The organism is Seonamhaeicola sp. S2-3, assembly GCF_001971785.1.
GTDB lineage: Bacteria > Bacteroidota > Bacteroidia > Flavobacteriales > Flavobacteriaceae > Seonamhaeicola.
Map to the genome: position 1 here is coordinate 3,232,101 of NZ_CP019389.1, position 16,138 is coordinate 3,248,238.

A 16,138-nucleotide genomic window follows, 5' to 3' on the forward strand; every position below is an offset into this window, starting at 1 on the left:
TCAGAATTTAATAGGAGTTATTAACAACGAAATTAAAGAGGTAGGCGTGAGAGTTTTATACCTACCTCTATAATATAATAATCAACACTTACTTTTTAATGATAATAGTTTTGGTTATGGTGCTATTGTTACCTGAAAGTTGAAAAATGTAAAGACCAGGATTTAAATTAGAGGTATCAACCAAATTGCTGTTAATAGATTGGTTTACAACTAATTTACCTACATAATTATAAACTTTTAGAGTATGAAAATTATTGTTAAATCTAATATTAACTTGATTAGTTGCTGGATTAGGCCAAAGTTTTATTTCAGATGTATTGTTTATTTCATTGATAGATAAACTTTCAGTTTCAAATACTCTAAATTCCATTAAGCTACTCCAAGTTCCAGTATAAGTTTCGGCTCCTAGAATTGTTATTTTAACAAAACGTCCATCTATACCCGCAAAAGTATCAATAATAGGGTTTGTACTACTCCCAGGGGTAGTGTTATCAGATCTGTCAACTATTTGAGTATAGGTACCATCTTCTGTGTTTGAGATAGATACTGTAAATTGATAGTCTCTATCATTATAGCAAACCAACTCGGTTCTACCTACAGTATAAATAGCGCCTAAATCTATTATAGCGGTTTGTGGAAATCCAGAAACAGACCATCTTGTATTAGTTGAACCATCAACAAGGTTTGCTACTTCGTGTACATCATCATGAACACCAGTTCCTGTAATAGGCTTATTTAGAGCTAGGTTAGGGCTAGTGGCTACAGCTATTACATTTACTACAGAAGTATCGGTATAACTACCATCATCTGTTGTTACGGTTATAATTGCAGAACCTTCTGCTATTCCTGTTACTAATCCGTTTGAATTTACACTTGCCACACTGCTATTATTACTATGATAGCTAACACCAAGGTTAGTTGCTGTTGCTGGATTTATTGATGCGGATAATTGTTGTGTATTTCCAACTAATAAATCGATATTTTTAGGAGATAATGATACTCCAGATACACTTATATCGTCATGGTTTACAAAGAAATCATATACCAAAACTTCACCATAATTGTTTGGATCACCTGTATCGTCACCTTCTTCAACAGGATTACTTTGTGTGTAATTGCCTATTTTAAAATAAGAGTCATCATAATTTAAATCTAAAACATAATCATTAGCACCATCTGTAACTAAATAAGAATTTGCATTGTTGTTGTTATAGGCGTTTAATAAATTTCCATCTTCAGAATAATAACAATAATGCTTACCATTTTTTATTAGAAAAATAACTTCATGAACGGTTCCTAATGTATAGTTTGTTTTAATAGTTACATCGCTCCTTAAATCACCTCCATTAAATGATAAAAATAGGTGAGAGTTTTCTAATCTTAATACCATGGCATCATCAATACCATCGTCTTTATTTCCGTGAATTTGAGTTGCTACTAAATGAGGTTTGTTAATTGGTAAATGAGTAATTGCTTGTTTAACATAAACCATATGTGTGCCTTCTGTTGTCCAATATATATCAGCACTACCATCTGAGACTCTTTCTCTTAGTTCAGAGCGAATGTTACTAGAATTAGGTGTGGTACCATTATCACTTCTTATAGGTGCTTTAAACACAATAGCATCTCCGGTAGTATTCACATAAAAAAATTCATTGTTGGGTTCACCACACAAAGTTTTGTCTTCAACCCCAGTGGGATAAGTAATTTTCCATTGGTTACAATTATCCATTAAATCTGAAGGTACTAATTGTGCCATTGAAGGCATAATACACCCCATTAGCATTATAACAAAAACATATAAATGCCATTTAGATTGTGTAGATTTGCTCATTTTAGTTTAGTTGAATTATTTTAAAAATTGGTTATCCAGTTTGGTTAACCAAATTAAGTGAAAAAAGTTGACATAAAGAAATAAAATAGTATTTAAATAACTGATGTTTTTATAATTAGAAAAAATTAGTTTACTTAATTTTGCAAAAAGTAGATTGCCTTATCGCTGCTATTTTTATAGTAGAGGAAAGTCCGAACACCGTAGCGCAATATAGTGGTTAACGGCCACCAGTTGTAAAACTAGGAAAAGTGCAACAGAAAGTATGTACAGGTAATGCTGTAGTGAAATCAGGTAAACTCTATATGGTGCAATGTCATGTATACCAACGTTTAAGGGTTGCGCGCCCAATGTTGGAGGGTAGACAGCTAAAGTGTATTGGTAACAATGCACTCAGATAAATGATAAGGGCTTTTTTAGTGTATTTACTAAAAAAGTACAGAATTCGGCTTACAGATTTACTTTTAAAAACTAATAAACCCTTCTTAATTACAAGAAGGGTTTATGGTTAAAATAGGTTGGTTATTAGGTAGGATATATTTATTTAGGAGAATAACTTAAATCTGTTCTTATCCAGCCCGAATATTCTTCCATTTTTTCTACATATTTTATCACTTTATCAAAAGTTTCATATCTATCAGGTCCTAAAACATCTTGATTTGCTTTGGCTCTTTGGGCTCCTTCAACTTCACTTTTTGCGGGCACAGAGATTAAATAATAACTTTCCATAGTACCAAAACCACTTTGATAGACATTATAATATTCTTTTGAACCTTTAGAAACAAACATATCTTTAACTGCTTTTAAACCTTCTTTTAGTTTTGCTCCATTTTTTGGCTTATAGTACATAAGAATCCATTTACGATAGTTTTGATCAGACAGATCTGTACCTTCAGGGGCTTTGTAGCTTAAGTCATCTATTTTGTACAAAAGGTAAGTTCCGTGAGAGTCATAGCATTTATCAAAGTTTTTAAACATTTCACTAAATTTTTCTCCCATCGCTTTGGCCATATCTTCAAAAGGATTTTTATCTAATTCAGCAAAATTTTCAATAGGAGTAATGTAATAATAGGTAAAGTCATCTCTCATTGCGGTTACCCATGAGGTTTGTAAATTGTATTCTGTACTAGCCTCATTAAATTCTTTTGCAATTTTTTCATAGTCTGCTGATTTTGATGGCTTCACATTGTCTTGATGAATTTGAAAAGCTTGTTGCGCAGATAAGAAAGTTACATTTAACGAGAGTAGAACAGCTAATACAAAAGATAATTTAATTGTTTTCATTTCATTTATGGTTTAAAAGTTAGTAATACAATTTTAAGCCCATAAACATGACCAGAAAAACAAACGTTTTTCTAATTTGAGAGAAGTGCTAAATAGAGTCTGGGACTCTTAAGGAGAGTTGTAAGATACTGAAAAAAAAGAAATTACCTATACAAGTGACTGTTATTTTGTTAATTTAAAAAAGCTAAAGGTATTTCCGCCATAACTTTTTGAATAATCAAAATTAACATGATTTGATAAATCTGTGTGCTTAGAATGTTCTATAATTAACACACCATCATTAAGCAACAAATTATTATTAAAAACATAATCTGAAATGGTTAAAAATTGTTCTGTTGTAAAGTTATAGGGTGGGTCTGCAAAAATAATATCAGATTGCATTTTAGTTTTTTCTAAAAATTTAAACACATCACTTTTTATGGTTTGTATAGGCATCTCAAAAGAAGCGGCTGTTTTATTTATAAACTTAATGCAGTTAAAATTTTCATCAACGCTCACAATATTTGTTGTTCCTCTTGATGCAAATTCATAGCTAATGTTACCAGTACCAGCAAATAAATCTAGCACCGAAATATCTTCAAAATAATACGAGTTATTTAAGATATTGAATAACGATTCTTTTGCCATATCTGTTGTAGGGCGAACTGGAAGGTTTTTTGGCGCAACAATTTTGCGTCTTTTGTATGTTCCTGATATTATACGCATTAAAAACTTTTAATTAAAGCAAAATTTGAATAGTTGGTTTTTGTATTTTCAATAAATTTAAAAGAGTCGTTTCTATTTCCAAAAGTTACATGTCTTACATATCGGTATGTAATTTTATAAAACTCGTCATCTTTATCTATATCGCCTACAAATACTAAATTAAAAACTTCTGGATTTAAGTTTAATTGTTCGGCAGTAAATAGAATGTAATAAATAAAATCTTCTTTTGTAATATACTCAAAGGTATTGTAGAATATTAGTTTTGCTTTTTCAATAACTATTATTTCAAGGTGGCTAGCGCTAACGTTTACATAAACTTTTGTTACTTCTGCATTTTTTTCTAATTGAAGAATGGATTCAATTAATACGGTTGAAATATGTTTAAAAGTAAAAGCCCCAAATTTATCAATTAAATAGTTATTAATATTTATGTATGGTATATAAACACAAACACTATCGCTTAATAAAACATTATCATAAGTAATGTAATCAGACTTTAGAATTTTAGAGTTGAATTTTAAATAATCTGCTAAGGCATCTTTATTAAATAGAGGTTTGGGTACAAGTGTAGACAACTCATTATCGTGTATTACGCAAACGCTATCAAAGTCTTCATGTAGAGATGTTTCTGTGTTGAATAGCCCTTTTAATTCATCTAAAAGTTCTATAGGGTTTAGTTTTCTATCAAAGTCAATAACTTTTAAAGTAGAAATAGTATTTGTATCTTTTTGTAGAATACAAAAAGAAAGTCCATTCAAACTAAGTTGAATGGACAATTGTTTATTAGTTAGTTTATTTATATTTCTATTCGTTATCGCCATATGTTTTAGGCCAGTTCCCATTAGTTTTAACCTCTTCCATTGATCCTACTTTTAAGGCATCTCCATTAACACCATCTACCGAAACTACTTGGTTTTCTTGCACTAATAAATCTTTATCTAAATCGTATAGAATAACATCTTTTTTAACAGATGCTTCAAATACAGGTATGTTTAAACCATTTTGCTCTAAAAATCCAGCTTGCATTTTAAATTTTTCACCTGGTTTACCTACTGGTACATTCATCATAGTTTTGTATCTATCAGAATTTTTAAATAAAGAGTCTTTAACAGATACAAAGCCTAAAGTATCAATAATTACTTCGTCTTTAAACATATCAACTTGATAGCGTTTAGTCATTTCAACATCTAAAACACTAGTATCTCTTCGTTGTGTAATAGTAAACTGCGCTGTATCAACAAACTTGATTAATCCATCAAAACCTTGAGCAAATTTACCTGTAACCGTTTTATGTGCTAATTGAGCATCTCTAATATCTTTTAGACTTTCTATTACTTGAGCATAACGCTTCTTCTTAATCTTATTGAATTTAATTGGCTCGTAAATAGATTGGTAAGTTTGGTAGCCAAGGTATCCTATCAATACCCAAAGTAATATGCTTAAAAAAGGTTTTAGTTTTAGTGGTACAAATTTGTCTACTATTTTAACCAATACAATAGTTAATAGTACTACACCAACAGCAATAAGAATAAATTTTAACATTGTTATATTGTTATTTTAATTAAAAAGTTATCAAAGGTCTTTCGCAAATCTACAATTTTTTTTTAATGGTTAAAACACCAATTCAATAAAAATCATTCTATATTTGAATAATTTATTTTTTAATGACAAGTTCAGAATTTTATTCGCTTATAAAACAGCAGTTTCCGTTTCAACCTACTTTAAAACAAGATATTGTTTTACAGCAATTATCTAACTTTATTTTTAGTAAATCACCAAATGCTTTATACGTTTTAAAAGGTTATGCTGGTACAGGAAAGACCACAATTATAGGTACAATTGTTACTCATTTATGGAAAGCCAAAAAAAGTGCTGTTTTAATGGCGCCTACAGGTAGGGCTGCTAAAGTAATTTCTAATTACTCTAAAAAGGAGGCTTTTACTATTCATAAAAAAATTTATTTTCCAAAAAAAGAAAAGGGTGGAGGCGTTAAATTTGTGCTACAGCCAAATAAGCATAAAAACACGCTTTTTATTGTAGATGAAGCGTCTATGATTCCTGATACTCCTGGAGATTCTAAACTTTTTGAAAACGGTTCTTTGTTAGATGATTTAATGCAGTACGTATATTCTGGTCACCAATGTAAACTACTTTTAATTGGTGATACCGCACAATTACCTCCTGTAAGATTAGATTTAAGTCCGGCGTTAAACGAAAATACTTTAAGCCTAAATTACAACAAAGAAGTTAGTAAAATGGAACTTGATGAAGTGGTAAGGCAAGAACAAGATTCTGGTATTTTAATGAACGCTACGGTATTACGTGAAGCTTTATCAAATGAAGTGTTTGATTATTTTAAATTTGATTTAAAAGGGTTTAAAGATATTGTAAGGCTTATTGATGGGCATGAAATTATGGATGCTATAAATGACGCATATAGTGATTTAGGTAATGAAGAAACCGCCATTATTGTAAGAAGTAATAAACGCGCCAATTTATACAACCAACAAATAAGAAGTAGAATCCTTTTTAATGAAAACGAATTATCTGCTGGTGATTATTTAATGGTAGTTAAAAACAATTATTTCTGGATTAAACCAACCACCGAAGCTGGTTTTATTGCCAATGGAGATATTATTGAAGTTTTAGAAATTTTTAAAATTGAAGATCTCTATGGTTTTAGGTTTGCAACAGTTAAAATAAGAATGGTAGACTACCCCAGAATGAGACCTTTTGAAACCGTATTGCTTTTAGATACAATTAATGCAGAAACCCCTTCGTTGTCTTATGAAGATTCTAACAGATTATACCAAGAAGTAGCCAAAGATTTTGAAAACGAAAGTAACTACCGCAAGTTTTTAAAAATAAAAGCAAGCAAACACTTTAATGCACTACAAGTGAAATTTTCATATGCTATAACTTGTCATAAATCTCAAGGCGGGCAATGGCACACCGTTTTTGTAGAGCAGCCATATTTACCTAATGGTATTGATAAAGAATATTTGCGTTGGCTTTACACAGCTGTAACCAGAGCCAAAGAAAAATTGTATCTTATTGGTTTTAAAGACGATTTTTTTGAAGAATTATAGCTATGACACCAGAAACCATTATTAGTTTATGTTTAGGAATTGGACTTGCTGCTTCAGTAGGTTTTAGAGTGTTTTTGCCTTTATTTGCACTTAGTTTAGCAGCATATTTTGATGTTTGGCACCTAAATGAATCTTGGCAATGGATAGGCAGCACAACAGCATTAATAACTTTAGGAGTGGCTACTTTAGTAGAAATTGTAGCATATTTTATACCATATATAGATAATCTTTTAGATAGCATTGCAGTACCTTTGGCAGGTATTGCAGGTACCATAGTTATGCTTTCTACTGTAGCAGATTTAGATCCCGTAATTACTTGGTCTTTAGCTATTATTGCAGGTGGTGGTACAGCGGCAGCCATAGCAGGAACATCTGGTACCACAAGGTTGGCATCAACAGCTACCACAGCTGGTGTTGCAAACCCTGTAATTTCAACTTTAGAAACGGGAACGTCAGTAGTAATGTCTGTTGTATCTATTTTTATGCCTTTTCTAGCCATTATATTGGTTATAATAATTCTATTTATAATTTTAAAGTTGTATAAAAAGTTTAAAAGGGCTAAAGGCTGAACCATAAAAAAATATCCTATTTTTGAAGCCATGTAGATTAATTAGCTTATGAGAATAATTTCAATGATTCCAGCACGTTACAGTGCAACCAGATTTCCAGGAAAACTCATGCAAGACCTTAACGGAAAGTCTGTTATTTTAAGAACCTATCAAGCAACGGTTGGCACTAACTTATTTGATGATGTTTTTGTAGTGACCGATAGTGATGTTATTTATAACGAAATTGTTAATAATGGTGGTAAAGCCATAAAAAGTAAAAAAGAACATAACTCTGGTAGCGATAGAATAGCCGAAGCTGTAGAAGATATGGATGTTGATATTGTTATTAATGTGCAAGGAGACGAACCTTTTACTGATAAAGAATCTCTATCTAAATTAATTAATGTTTTTAAAAATGATGATGATAAGGTAATTGACTTAGCTTCTTTAATGGTACATATTACAGATGAAGACGAAATAAATAATCCTAACACTGTAAAAGTTATTATAGATACTTTTGATTTTGCATTATACTTTTCCCGAAGTCCAATTCCATACCCAAGAGACAAGCATGTAAATGTTAAGTACTATAAACATAAAGGGGTTTATGCCTTTAGAAAAGAAGCGTTAATGGATTTTTATAAACTCCCCATGCTAACGCTTGAAGCCTCAGAAAAATTAGAACAACTAAGGTATTTAGAATACGGAAAAAGAATAAAAATGGTAGAAACCAATGTACAAGGCATAGAAATTGATACTCCTGAAGATTTAGAACGCGCAAAAAAAGCATGGAAATAAATTATAAAAACATAAAAGTTATCGGCTTTGATGCCGATGATACACTTTGGGTAAACGAAACCTACTTTAGAGAGGCAGAAGAGGCATTTTGTAAGTTACTTTTAGAATATGAAACACCTAACAAAATAGACCAAGAATTATTTAAAATGGAAATGAATAATCTAAACCTTTATGGTTATGGTGTTAAAGCCTTTGTTTTGTCAATGGTAGAATCTGCTTTAGAAATTTCAAACAACAATGTTTCAAATAAAACCATAGAAAAAATATTAAACATAGGTAAAAATATGCTTAATAAGCCAGTAGAATTGTTAGATGGGGTAGAAGATGTGTTAAAAGAGCTATCAAAAAAATACCGTTTAATTTTGGCTACTAAAGGCGATTTATTGGATCAAGAACGAAAACTAGAAAAATCTGGATTAACAAGCTATTTTCATCACATTGAAGTATTAAGCGATAAAAAAGAAGCCAATTACTCTAAATTATTAAATCATTTAGACGTACAACCTTCAGAATTTTTAATGATAGGGAATTCTCTAAAATCTGATGTATTACCTATAGTAAATTTAAAAGCCCACGCCATACATGTTCCTTTTCATACCACTTGGGCACATGAAGAAGTTAGTGAAAATGAAACTAACGGAAAATCCTATAAAACTATAAGCTCTCTAAGAGAATTATTGAAAATATTAAATTAAAACATAGAATATAAATATATATTCTGAAGAAATTTCAACAGTATTACAACCAGTAAAAATTAAAATAGTTTTATTTTTACATTTTGAAAAAGAAAACAACAATAAATGAGTTATAAAAACTTTCCCATGGTGCCAAGAGTTATTTTTGGCAGAGGTAGTTTCAATCAGTTAAGCGATATTTTAGCCCCAAAACGCTTAAGTATAAATGCTCCATTTATATTTTTAGTAGATGATGTTTTTAAGGCAGATACATGGTTAACTTCAAGAATACCATTATCTTATGAAGATAAAATTCTTTATATATCGGCAAATGAAGAACCAAAAACAGAACAAGTTGATGATTTGGTTGAAGAAATTATTTTAAACACAAAAGAAAGACCTTCTGGAATTATAGGCATAGGAGGCGGTACCCTTTTGGATTTGGCTAAAGCAGTAGCCATAATGCTAACCAATGAAGGTGAAGCTAAAGATTATCAAGGTTGGGATTTAGTTAAAAACCCTGCCGTTTATCACGTAGGTATTCCAACTATTTCTGGTACAGGAGCCGAAGTTTCTAGAACTACTGTGTTAACAGGACCAAGTAAAAAGCTAGGAATTAATTCTGATTTCACACCGTTTGATCAGGTTGTTTTAGATTCAGAACTTACAAAAAATGTTCCCACAGACCAATGGTTTTATACAGGAATGGATTGTTACATTCATTGCATAGAATCATTAAACGGAACATATTTAAACGCCTTTAGCCAGAGTTACGGAGATATTGCTTTAACATTATGTAAAGAAGTATTTTTAAGTGATGAATTGTCAAAAACTGAAATTCAAGAAAAACTCATGATGGCTTCATGGCATGGAGGTATGAGTATTGCATACTCTCAAGTAGGGGTAGCTCATGCTATGAGTTATGGTCTATCTTATCTATTAGGTACCAAACACGGCATTGGTAATTGTATTGTTTTTGACCACTTAGAAGAGTTTTATCCCGAAGGCGTGAAACTTTTTAAGGAAATGAAAATTAAACACAATATTTCTTTACCTAAAGGTATTTGTGCCGATTTAAGTGATGACCAATTAGATACAATGATAGATATAGCATTAGACCTTGTGCCGCTATGGGAAAATGCTTTAGGAAAAAATTGGCAGAAAAAAATTACAAGAAAAAAGCTAAAAGAGCTATACCAAAAAATGTAATATGCAATGGTTAGCTAAATTTATCTACTATAAAATTCTTGGTTGGAAAGTTGTTGGAAATACAACACTTTCTAAAGACCAAATTAAAAAAGCAGTTATTATAGCTGCTCCCCACACTAGTTGGCATGATTTCTATATAGGCGTTCTTTTGCGCTCTGTTTTAGGAGTAAAAACAAATTTTGTTGGTAAAAAAAGTTTGTTCGCTTTTCCTTTTGGATGGTTTTTTAGAGCACTTGGTGGCGCACCAGTTAACAGATCTTCAAATAAAAATCAAGTTCAAGAAATAGCAAATATATTTAAGAAAAAAGAAGAGTTTAGGTTAGCCATGTCTCCTGAAGGAACAAGAGAAAAAGTTGAAAAATGGAGAACGGGATTTTATTATATTGCTAAAGAAGCACAAGTACCAATAATAATGTTTACGTTAGATTTTGAAAATAAGCAAAATAAAATTTCAGAACCATTTTATCCAACTAATGATACCGAAGCAGATTTTAAGTTTATTCGTAATTTTTTTAAGAACGTAAAAGGGAAAATACCCGAATATTCTTAATACTATTTTAGTAATTTAATTTTTGGCATAGAATTTGAAAATATGTAGATGTGCTAGTAAATGAAACATAAAGTAAACAATTTATTGTCACTAAAAAGAAACATCAACTAATACACTTAAAGCAAAAAGCTATTTCAAAAGAAATAGCTTTTATTTTTAAGATTGTCTACAATAATTAATTTTTAGGATTGTACCTTTAAAAGAATTATAGATTACCTAAAATTTTATCCATTACCCAATTAGCATGTAAGGCAGTTTCACCTGTTGAAGGGTGTTTAAAGTTGTTAAAAACAAGCTCATCTCTCATACCTTCAACATGCGGATGTTGAATATGTTTTGGGTTTTCAATAAAAACGGTTTCATTTTTAGATTGGCTAGTTAAAACAATGGGGGTTTCATGAAACACTGCAAATTCAATTTTTCCTGTGCTTCCAAAAATTGTAACTGAGTCTAAATGGTTAGAGGCACCAAAATTCCATGTTCCAGAGCCAGTAATGCCGTTTTCATGAATCCAGCTAGCAGTAAAAGCATCTTTGGCACTATATAAATTTTGCTGATTAGCGCTAAAGCCATAAGCATCTTTAATGTTGCCTAGTAAAAAATTGAATAAATCTAAACCATGACTAGCTAAATCATCAAAATAACCACCAGGAGCTATTTTAGAGTCTGTTCTCCAATTATATGCTTTAGATTTGTCTAGCTCACTAGCAGGTTTGGTTTGAATCCAACTAATATGTCTAATTTCACCAATAAAATTAGCATCTAACCATTCTTTTACTTTTAGAAATCTAGGTAATGAACGCCTGTAATAAGCTACAAAAAGTGGAATGTTTTTTTCTTTAAAGGTTTTATATATAGCTAAACTATCTTGGTAATTTGAAGTCATTGGTTTTTCAATACAACAAATTTTACCAGCATTTGCCACTTTTAGGGCATATTCTTTATGGCTATCTGGCGGGGTGGCAATATAAACAGCATTAATTTCATCATCATTAATTAAATCATTGGCATTGGTGTAGTATTTTTTTACTTGATGCCTTTTAGCGTAATCTTTGGCTTTTTCTTCATTACGCCTCATTACTGCCACTAATTCAAACCCATTAGTTTGTTGATATGGAGGGCCACTTTTAACCTCGGTAACATTACCACAACCTATAATTCCCCATTTAATTGTTTTTGTAACTGACTTTACGTTGGGGTTCATATATTTTAAATTGACTTATGTTTAATCTGTAAGTTCTTGCATGGTATGATATACATTTTGTACATCATCATCTTCTTCTAGCTTTTCTAAAAGCTTTTCTACATCTGCAGCTTGTTCAGCATTAAGCTGTTTAGTTACTTGTGGTATACGCTCAAATCCAGATGAAAGTATTTCAATATTATTTTCTTCTAAGTATGATTGAATTTTGCCAAAACTTTCAAAAGGCGCGTAAACCATTACGCTAGTAACTTCATTACCATCGGCATCTTCATCGGTATCTTCAAAAATTTCTTCAACACCAAAATCTATTAGCTCAAGTTCTAATTCCTCTAAATCTAAATTATCGCCTTTTATTTTAAAATTACAAGTGTGATCAAACATAAAAACTACAGAGCCCGAAGTTCCTAAGCTACCATCACATTTATTAAAATAGCTACGAACATTGGCTACGGTACGGGTATTGTTATCGGTAGCAGTTTCTACTAAAACAGCTATTCCGTGAGGAGCATAACCTTCAAAAATTACTTCCTTATAATCGCCTTGGCTTTTATCTGTAGCTCGTTTTATAGCACGCTCAATATTGTCTTTAGGCATGTTTACAGATTTGGCATTCTGTATAACGGCTCTTAAGCGGGAATTACTACTGGGGTCTGGACCACCTTCTTTTACTGCCATTACTATATCTTTACCAATACGAGTAAAGGCTTTACTCATTGCTGACCAACGTTTTAATTTTCTTGCTTTTCTAAACTCAAAAGCTCTTCCCATAATTAATTTGTATTTTTTATTTCCGCGTAAGCGAAATTACTGTGTTAATTTTTATTTTGACAAAAATAAATTATTCTACCGGTTCTACAATAGTTTCAATAGCTTCGGCTAATTTGAAATCTTTATTTGTTACACCTCCAGCATCATGTGTAGAAAGTGATATGGTTAGCACGTTATATACATTGCTCCAGTTAGGGTGATGGTTTTGTGCTTCACATTCAAAAGCAATTCTGCTCATAGCACTAAAGCAGTCTTTAAAATTTTCAAATTCAAATTCGGCATGAATTGCGTTATCAAAATAGTCCCAATCTGGAAAATGTAACAATTTTTTTTCAATATCCTGTTCTGACAATTTACTCATTATGATAATAATTAAGGATTAATAAGCAATTAAAATTAATGAATAATATGCTTTAAATCAATTTATTTTTAACTCTTCTATAATATCTGCACTTACAATTTTTAAATGCTTTGGTAGTGTGTTTGTTTTAGGTAAAACAGCTAAGTAACGCTCATCATTTGTTGTGTAAACGTGTTTGTAAATAGCGTTTGGCAGACAAAGGGTTTCTACCATTTCTTTAATAAAATCATCATGATGCACCAAATCTGTGCTTCCTAAGTGGAAAATTCCTGATTTATTTCTATTAATTATATAATGTATTTGTTGTGTAAGTTTATCATCATTAGTAACATTCATTACTAAGTTTGGAAAAACTTCTACAGGTTCTTTTTCTTTTATATTTTTAATAATTTCTTGTAACCTAGGAGATTGTACGCCAAAAACCATTGGTAATCTTAAAATGGCCATTTGTTTTTTAGGCAAACGAAGCAACATGTTTTCTATTTTTATTTTAAAATGCCCATAAACACTATTGCTTAATGTTTTATCTTCTTCATAGCTTGGATATTTACTATAAGCATCAAAAACATTGGCTGATGATAAAAATATAAGTTTTGTTTTTTTAGAACGCACATATTCTATTAAATGCTCATGCAGTAGAACTTGTTTAGAAAAATCACCTCTAAGTGCAGAAACTATAACGGTTGGTTTAACAATATTTAAAATTTCATAAATATCATCTTCTTCAAAATTATATTCAAAAAAGTGGTGGTTTTTTTCGTATTGTTTATTGGGTGTGTGGTAAGTTCCGTAGGTGTTGAAATAGGCGCAGAGTTCTTTATAAATAGCATTTCCTAAAAATCCGCTAGCTCCAAGTATTAATATTCTGTGCTTTTCATTCTTCATTAACAATCAATAAATTTTTGAATATTAAAACTAAAAAATAGAAAGTTTAGTATTGGTTGTAAATTGCTCTAAAGCGGTCATACCTAATAGTGAATTTCCTTTTTTATTTAAACCTGGAGCCCAAGTGGTTATAATAAAATTCTTTGGCAATAAGGCAACAATACCGCCACCAACACCACTTTTTCCTGGTAAACCAACTTCAAAAGCAAATTCGCCAGCTTCATCATAAAACCCACAAGTTAGCATTAAAGCATTTATACGTTTTACTTGAGAACGTGTTAAGCGGAGTTTATTTTTTAAGCAGTACCCATCATTGGCTAAAAAGTAGAAAGCGTTTGATAGTTGACTACATGTCATTTCTAAAGAACATTGATGGAAATAAAAATCTAAAACATCTTCTACATCATTTTCAAGATTGTTGAATGATTTTAAAAGATTGGCTGCCGCATAATTTTTAAAACCTGTCTGTTTTTCTGAAAGTGCCACAGATGCGTTATAATTTATATCATCTACGCCACATAAGTCTCTAACAAAATTTAAAAAATCGGTTTTAGGATTTTTTAAATTTGAAAGCAATATATCTGCAATAACAATGGCGCCAGAATTTATAAACGGATTTCTAGGAACGCCATTTTCAACTTCAAGAAGTGCTAGTTGATTAAATGGGTGACCCGAAGGTTCTACATCAATACGTTTCCATATAGATTCTCTAACCAATTCCATAGCCTTTGCTAAGGCCAAAACTTTAGAGATACTTTGAATTGAAAATGGTGTGTTAAAATTACCAACACCTAAACTTTCTCCGTCAACTATTTTTAAGCAAATACCAAAATTGTTGATATCAATTTTTGCTAATTCTGGAATATAGGTAGCTACTGTTCCTTTTTCAATTTGATTAGTAGCACTATTATAAATGGTGCGTAATATAGATTGAAAATCTGGCATTAGCTTTTATAAAATGGCAGTTTTACTACCGTTGCAGGAATAGTTTTTTTTCGAATTTGAATATTAATTTTACTGCCTATTTCAGAAAACACTACGGGTACATAACCTAAACCTATGCCTTTACTAAGACTAGGAGACATGGTGCCAGATGTAACATTACCTATTTTATTACCGTTGCCATCAACAATATCATATCCATTTCTAGGGATACCACGTTCATCTAATTCAAAGGCAACCAGTTTTCGTTCTGGCCCACGCCGTTTTTCATCTTCTAAAGCTTCAGAATTTGTAAATGCTTTGGTGAATTTGGTAATCCAGCCTAAACCAGCTTCAATAGGAGAGGTGGTATCATCAATATCATTTCCATAAAGGCAATAGCCCATTTCTAAACGTAAAGTATCTCGGGCAGCTAGTCCAATTGGTTTAATACCATAATTAGCTCCTGCTTCAAAAACTTTATCCCAAATTTGTTTAACCTCAGTGTTTTTACAATAAATTTCAAAACCACCACTGCCTGTATAACCTGTAGCCGAAATAATAACATTTTCAATACCTGCAAAGTCACCAACTATGAAATTATAGAATTTAATAGCAGATAAATCATGACTTGTTAAGTTCTGCATAGCTTCAACTGCTTTTGGACCTTGAATAGCAAGTAATGAATAGTCATCACTTAAATTTCTCATGGTAGCACCAACGTTGTTTTTAGAGGCAATCCAATTCCAATCTTTATCAATATTACTAGCATTAACAACCAGTAAATAGGTGTTTTCTTTTATCCTATAAATAATTAAATCATCAACTATACCACCCGTTTCATTTGGCATACAACTATATTGGGCTTTACCAATGGTTAGCTTACTAGCATCATTACTACTTACTTTTTGAATCAAATCTAAGGCAGTTTCGCCTTCAATTAAAAACTCGCCCATATGAGATACATCAAACACACCAACAGCGTTTCTAACGGTTTCGTGTTCAATATTTACGCCTTCGTATTGTACAGGCATATTAAATCCTGCAAAAGGCACCATTTTAGCACCTAGAGCTTTGTGTGTTTCAGTTAAGGCTGTATTTTTCATAAAAATTGCTATTAATTATTTTTTAAGCGAAGCAAATTTATTGAAAAAATACAGATAAAGGTTAAGCTAAAGCTGTAAAGATTTAAATGCGATAAAGTTTTAGTAACTTTTACCTATACCTTGTTACCACATAAACCTGTAACATTATCTGTTATAGTGCCGTCACCATTATTAGTGTAAGAGGGTTGATTTACTTTGTAGTTAG

Annotated in this window: 17 protein-coding genes and 1 other RNA gene; 7 read left to right on the plus strand and 11 right to left on the minus strand. The window is 31.2% G+C overall.

Going from position 1 to position 16,138, the window contains the following annotated elements:
* Positions 1–88: 88 nt before the first annotated feature.
* The gene (locus BWZ22_RS17020) at positions 89–1,834 is read right to left on the minus strand and encodes a polysaccharide lyase family 7 protein (RefSeq protein ID WP_076701069.1); all 1,746 of its coding nucleotides are present in this window, start codon (positions 1,832–1,834) and stop codon (positions 89–91) included.
* A 146-nt stretch (positions 1,835–1,980) separates the two neighbouring features.
* On the opposite strand from BWZ22_RS17020, the gene rnpB reads away from it, so the two are divergent.
* An RNA gene (gene rnpB, locus BWZ22_RS14080) (RNase P RNA component class A) lies at positions 1,981–2,300 on the plus strand.
* 71 nt (positions 2,301–2,371) lie between these two features.
* On the opposite strand, the gene BWZ22_RS14085 is transcribed toward rnpB, so the two are convergent.
* From BWZ22_RS14085 to BWZ22_RS14100, 4 genes are all read right to left on the minus strand, one after another.
* Positions 2,372–3,115, minus strand: a complete 744-nt coding sequence (locus tag BWZ22_RS14085; RefSeq protein WP_076701072.1) for a hypothetical protein — start codon at positions 3,113–3,115, stop codon at positions 2,372–2,374.
* A 162-nt stretch (positions 3,116–3,277) separates the two neighbouring features.
* Positions 3,278–3,820 carry an RsmD family RNA methyltransferase gene (locus BWZ22_RS14090; RefSeq protein ID WP_076701074.1) on the minus strand — a complete coding sequence of 181 codons (543 nt, stop codon included), beginning with the start codon at positions 3,818–3,820 and terminating at the stop codon, positions 3,278–3,280.
* The gene (locus tag BWZ22_RS14095) at positions 3,820–4,596 is read right to left on the minus strand and encodes a DUF3822 family protein (RefSeq protein ID WP_232225183.1); all 777 of its coding nucleotides are present in this window, start codon (positions 4,594–4,596) and stop codon (positions 3,820–3,822) included. The genes BWZ22_RS14090 and BWZ22_RS14095 overlap by 1 nt, the downstream gene beginning before the upstream one ends.
* Before the next feature lie 28 nt (positions 4,597–4,624).
* Complete coding sequence (locus BWZ22_RS14100; RefSeq protein WP_198027626.1) at positions 4,625–5,362, minus strand: hypothetical protein; 738 nt, start codon at positions 5,360–5,362, stop codon at positions 4,625–4,627.
* A gap of 122 nt (positions 5,363–5,484) precedes the next feature.
* Between BWZ22_RS14100 and BWZ22_RS14105 the strand changes: the two genes are divergently transcribed.
* The 6 genes from BWZ22_RS14105 (at position 5,485) to BWZ22_RS14130 (ending at position 10,688) form a co-directional block, all read left to right on the plus strand.
* Positions 5,485–6,909, plus strand: coding sequence for an ATP-dependent RecD-like DNA helicase (locus BWZ22_RS14105; protein WP_076701079.1), 1,425 nt, complete (start codon positions 5,485–5,487; stop codon positions 6,907–6,909).
* A 2-nt stretch (positions 6,910–6,911) separates the two neighbouring features.
* Entirely contained in the window at positions 6,912–7,478 is a 567-nt protein-coding gene (locus BWZ22_RS14110; RefSeq protein WP_076701082.1) for a DUF4126 domain-containing protein, read from the plus strand.
* A 48-nt stretch (positions 7,479–7,526) separates the two neighbouring features.
* A complete protein-coding gene (kdsB, locus tag BWZ22_RS14115) occupies positions 7,527–8,255 on the plus strand; it encodes a 3-deoxy-manno-octulosonate cytidylyltransferase (protein WP_076701086.1) in 729 nt (242 codons plus the stop codon).
* Positions 8,246–8,950 carry an HAD family hydrolase gene (locus tag BWZ22_RS14120; protein ID WP_076701089.1) on the plus strand — a complete coding sequence of 235 codons (705 nt, stop codon included), beginning with the start codon at positions 8,246–8,248 and terminating at the stop codon, positions 8,948–8,950. Before kdsB ends, BWZ22_RS14120 begins: the two co-directional genes overlap by 10 nt.
* A 105-nt stretch (positions 8,951–9,055) precedes the next feature.
* Positions 9,056–10,138: an iron-containing alcohol dehydrogenase family protein gene (locus BWZ22_RS14125; protein WP_076701092.1), complete on the plus strand. Its 1,083-nt coding sequence runs from the start codon at positions 9,056–9,058 to the stop codon at positions 10,136–10,138.
* 1 nt (position 10,139) lies between these two features.
* Positions 10,140–10,688 carry a 1-acyl-sn-glycerol-3-phosphate acyltransferase gene (locus BWZ22_RS14130; protein ID WP_076701094.1) on the plus strand — a complete coding sequence of 183 codons (549 nt, stop codon included), beginning with the start codon at positions 10,140–10,142 and terminating at the stop codon, positions 10,686–10,688.
* Positions 10,689–10,893: 205 nt separating this feature from the next.
* On the opposite strand, the gene BWZ22_RS14135 is transcribed toward BWZ22_RS14130, so the two are convergent.
* The 6 genes from BWZ22_RS14135 to gcvT all read right to left on the minus strand — a co-directional run bounded on the left by BWZ22_RS14135 (position 10,894) and on the right by gcvT (position 15,933).
* Complete coding sequence (locus tag BWZ22_RS14135) at positions 10,894–11,892, minus strand: Gfo/Idh/MocA family protein (RefSeq protein ID WP_076701097.1); 999 nt, start codon at positions 11,890–11,892, stop codon at positions 10,894–10,896.
* Positions 11,893–11,913: 21 nt separating this feature from the next.
* Positions 11,914–12,660, minus strand: coding sequence for a YebC/PmpR family DNA-binding transcriptional regulator (locus BWZ22_RS14140; RefSeq protein ID WP_076701098.1), 747 nt, complete (start codon positions 12,658–12,660; stop codon positions 11,914–11,916).
* Between the two features lie 70 nt (positions 12,661–12,730).
* Positions 12,731–13,021 (minus strand): 4a-hydroxytetrahydrobiopterin dehydratase, encoded by a 291-nt coding sequence (locus tag BWZ22_RS14145; RefSeq protein WP_076701101.1) that lies wholly within the window; start codon positions 13,019–13,021, stop codon positions 12,731–12,733.
* A gap of 57 nt (positions 13,022–13,078) precedes the next feature.
* Complete coding sequence (locus tag BWZ22_RS14150; RefSeq protein WP_076701104.1) at positions 13,079–13,906, minus strand: sugar nucleotide-binding protein; 828 nt, start codon at positions 13,904–13,906, stop codon at positions 13,079–13,081.
* Positions 13,907–13,936: 30 nt separating this feature from the next.
* Positions 13,937–14,851, minus strand: coding sequence for a glutaminase (locus BWZ22_RS14155; RefSeq protein ID WP_076701106.1), 915 nt, complete (start codon positions 14,849–14,851; stop codon positions 13,937–13,939).
* A complete protein-coding gene (gene gcvT, locus BWZ22_RS14160) occupies positions 14,851–15,933 on the minus strand; it encodes a glycine cleavage system aminomethyltransferase GcvT (RefSeq protein ID WP_076701109.1) in 1,083 nt (360 codons plus the stop codon). The genes BWZ22_RS14155 and gcvT overlap by 1 nt, the downstream gene beginning before the upstream one ends.
* Between the last annotated feature and the right edge of the window lie 205 nt (positions 15,934–16,138).

Coding starts and splice junctions, on each gene's coding strand:
- BWZ22_RS14105 (WP_076701079.1), top strand. CDS start 5,485: ATGACAAGTTCAGAATTTTATTCGCTTATAAAACAGCAGTTTCCGTTT.
- BWZ22_RS14100 (WP_198027626.1), bottom strand. CDS start 5,362: ATGTTAAAATTTATTCTTATTGCTGTTGGTGTAGTACTATTAACTATT.
- BWZ22_RS14150 (WP_076701104.1), bottom strand. CDS start 13,906: ATGAAGAATGAAAAGCACAGAATATTAATACTTGGAGCTAGCGGATTT.
- BWZ22_RS14120 (WP_076701089.1), top strand. CDS start 8,246: ATGGAAATAAATTATAAAAACATAAAAGTTATCGGCTTTGATGCCGAT.
- BWZ22_RS14125 (WP_076701092.1), top strand. CDS start 9,056: ATGAGTTATAAAAACTTTCCCATGGTGCCAAGAGTTATTTTTGGCAGA.
- BWZ22_RS14145 (WP_076701101.1), bottom strand. CDS start 13,021: ATGAGTAAATTGTCAGAACAGGATATTGAAAAAAAATTGTTACATTTT.
- BWZ22_RS17020 (WP_076701069.1), bottom strand. CDS start 1,834: ATGAGCAAATCTACACAATCTAAATGGCATTTATATGTTTTTGTTATA.
- BWZ22_RS14085 (WP_076701072.1), bottom strand. CDS start 3,115: ATGAAAACAATTAAATTATCTTTTGTATTAGCTGTTCTACTCTCGTTA.
- BWZ22_RS14090 (WP_076701074.1), bottom strand. CDS start 3,820: ATGCGTATAATATCAGGAACATACAAAAGACGCAAAATTGTTGCGCCA.
- gcvT (WP_076701109.1), bottom strand. CDS start 15,933: ATGAAAAATACAGCCTTAACTGAAACACACAAAGCTCTAGGTGCTAAA.
- BWZ22_RS14155 (WP_076701106.1), bottom strand. CDS start 14,851: ATGCCAGATTTTCAATCTATATTACGCACCATTTATAATAGTGCTACT.
- BWZ22_RS14110 (WP_076701082.1), top strand. CDS start 6,912: ATGACACCAGAAACCATTATTAGTTTATGTTTAGGAATTGGACTTGCT.
- BWZ22_RS14130 (WP_076701094.1), top strand. CDS start 10,140: ATGCAATGGTTAGCTAAATTTATCTACTATAAAATTCTTGGTTGGAAA.
- kdsB (WP_076701086.1), top strand. CDS start 7,527: ATGAGAATAATTTCAATGATTCCAGCACGTTACAGTGCAACCAGATTT.
- BWZ22_RS14140 (WP_076701098.1), bottom strand. CDS start 12,660: ATGGGAAGAGCTTTTGAGTTTAGAAAAGCAAGAAAATTAAAACGTTGG.
- BWZ22_RS14135 (WP_076701097.1), bottom strand. CDS start 11,892: ATGAACCCCAACGTAAAGTCAGTTACAAAAACAATTAAATGGGGAATT.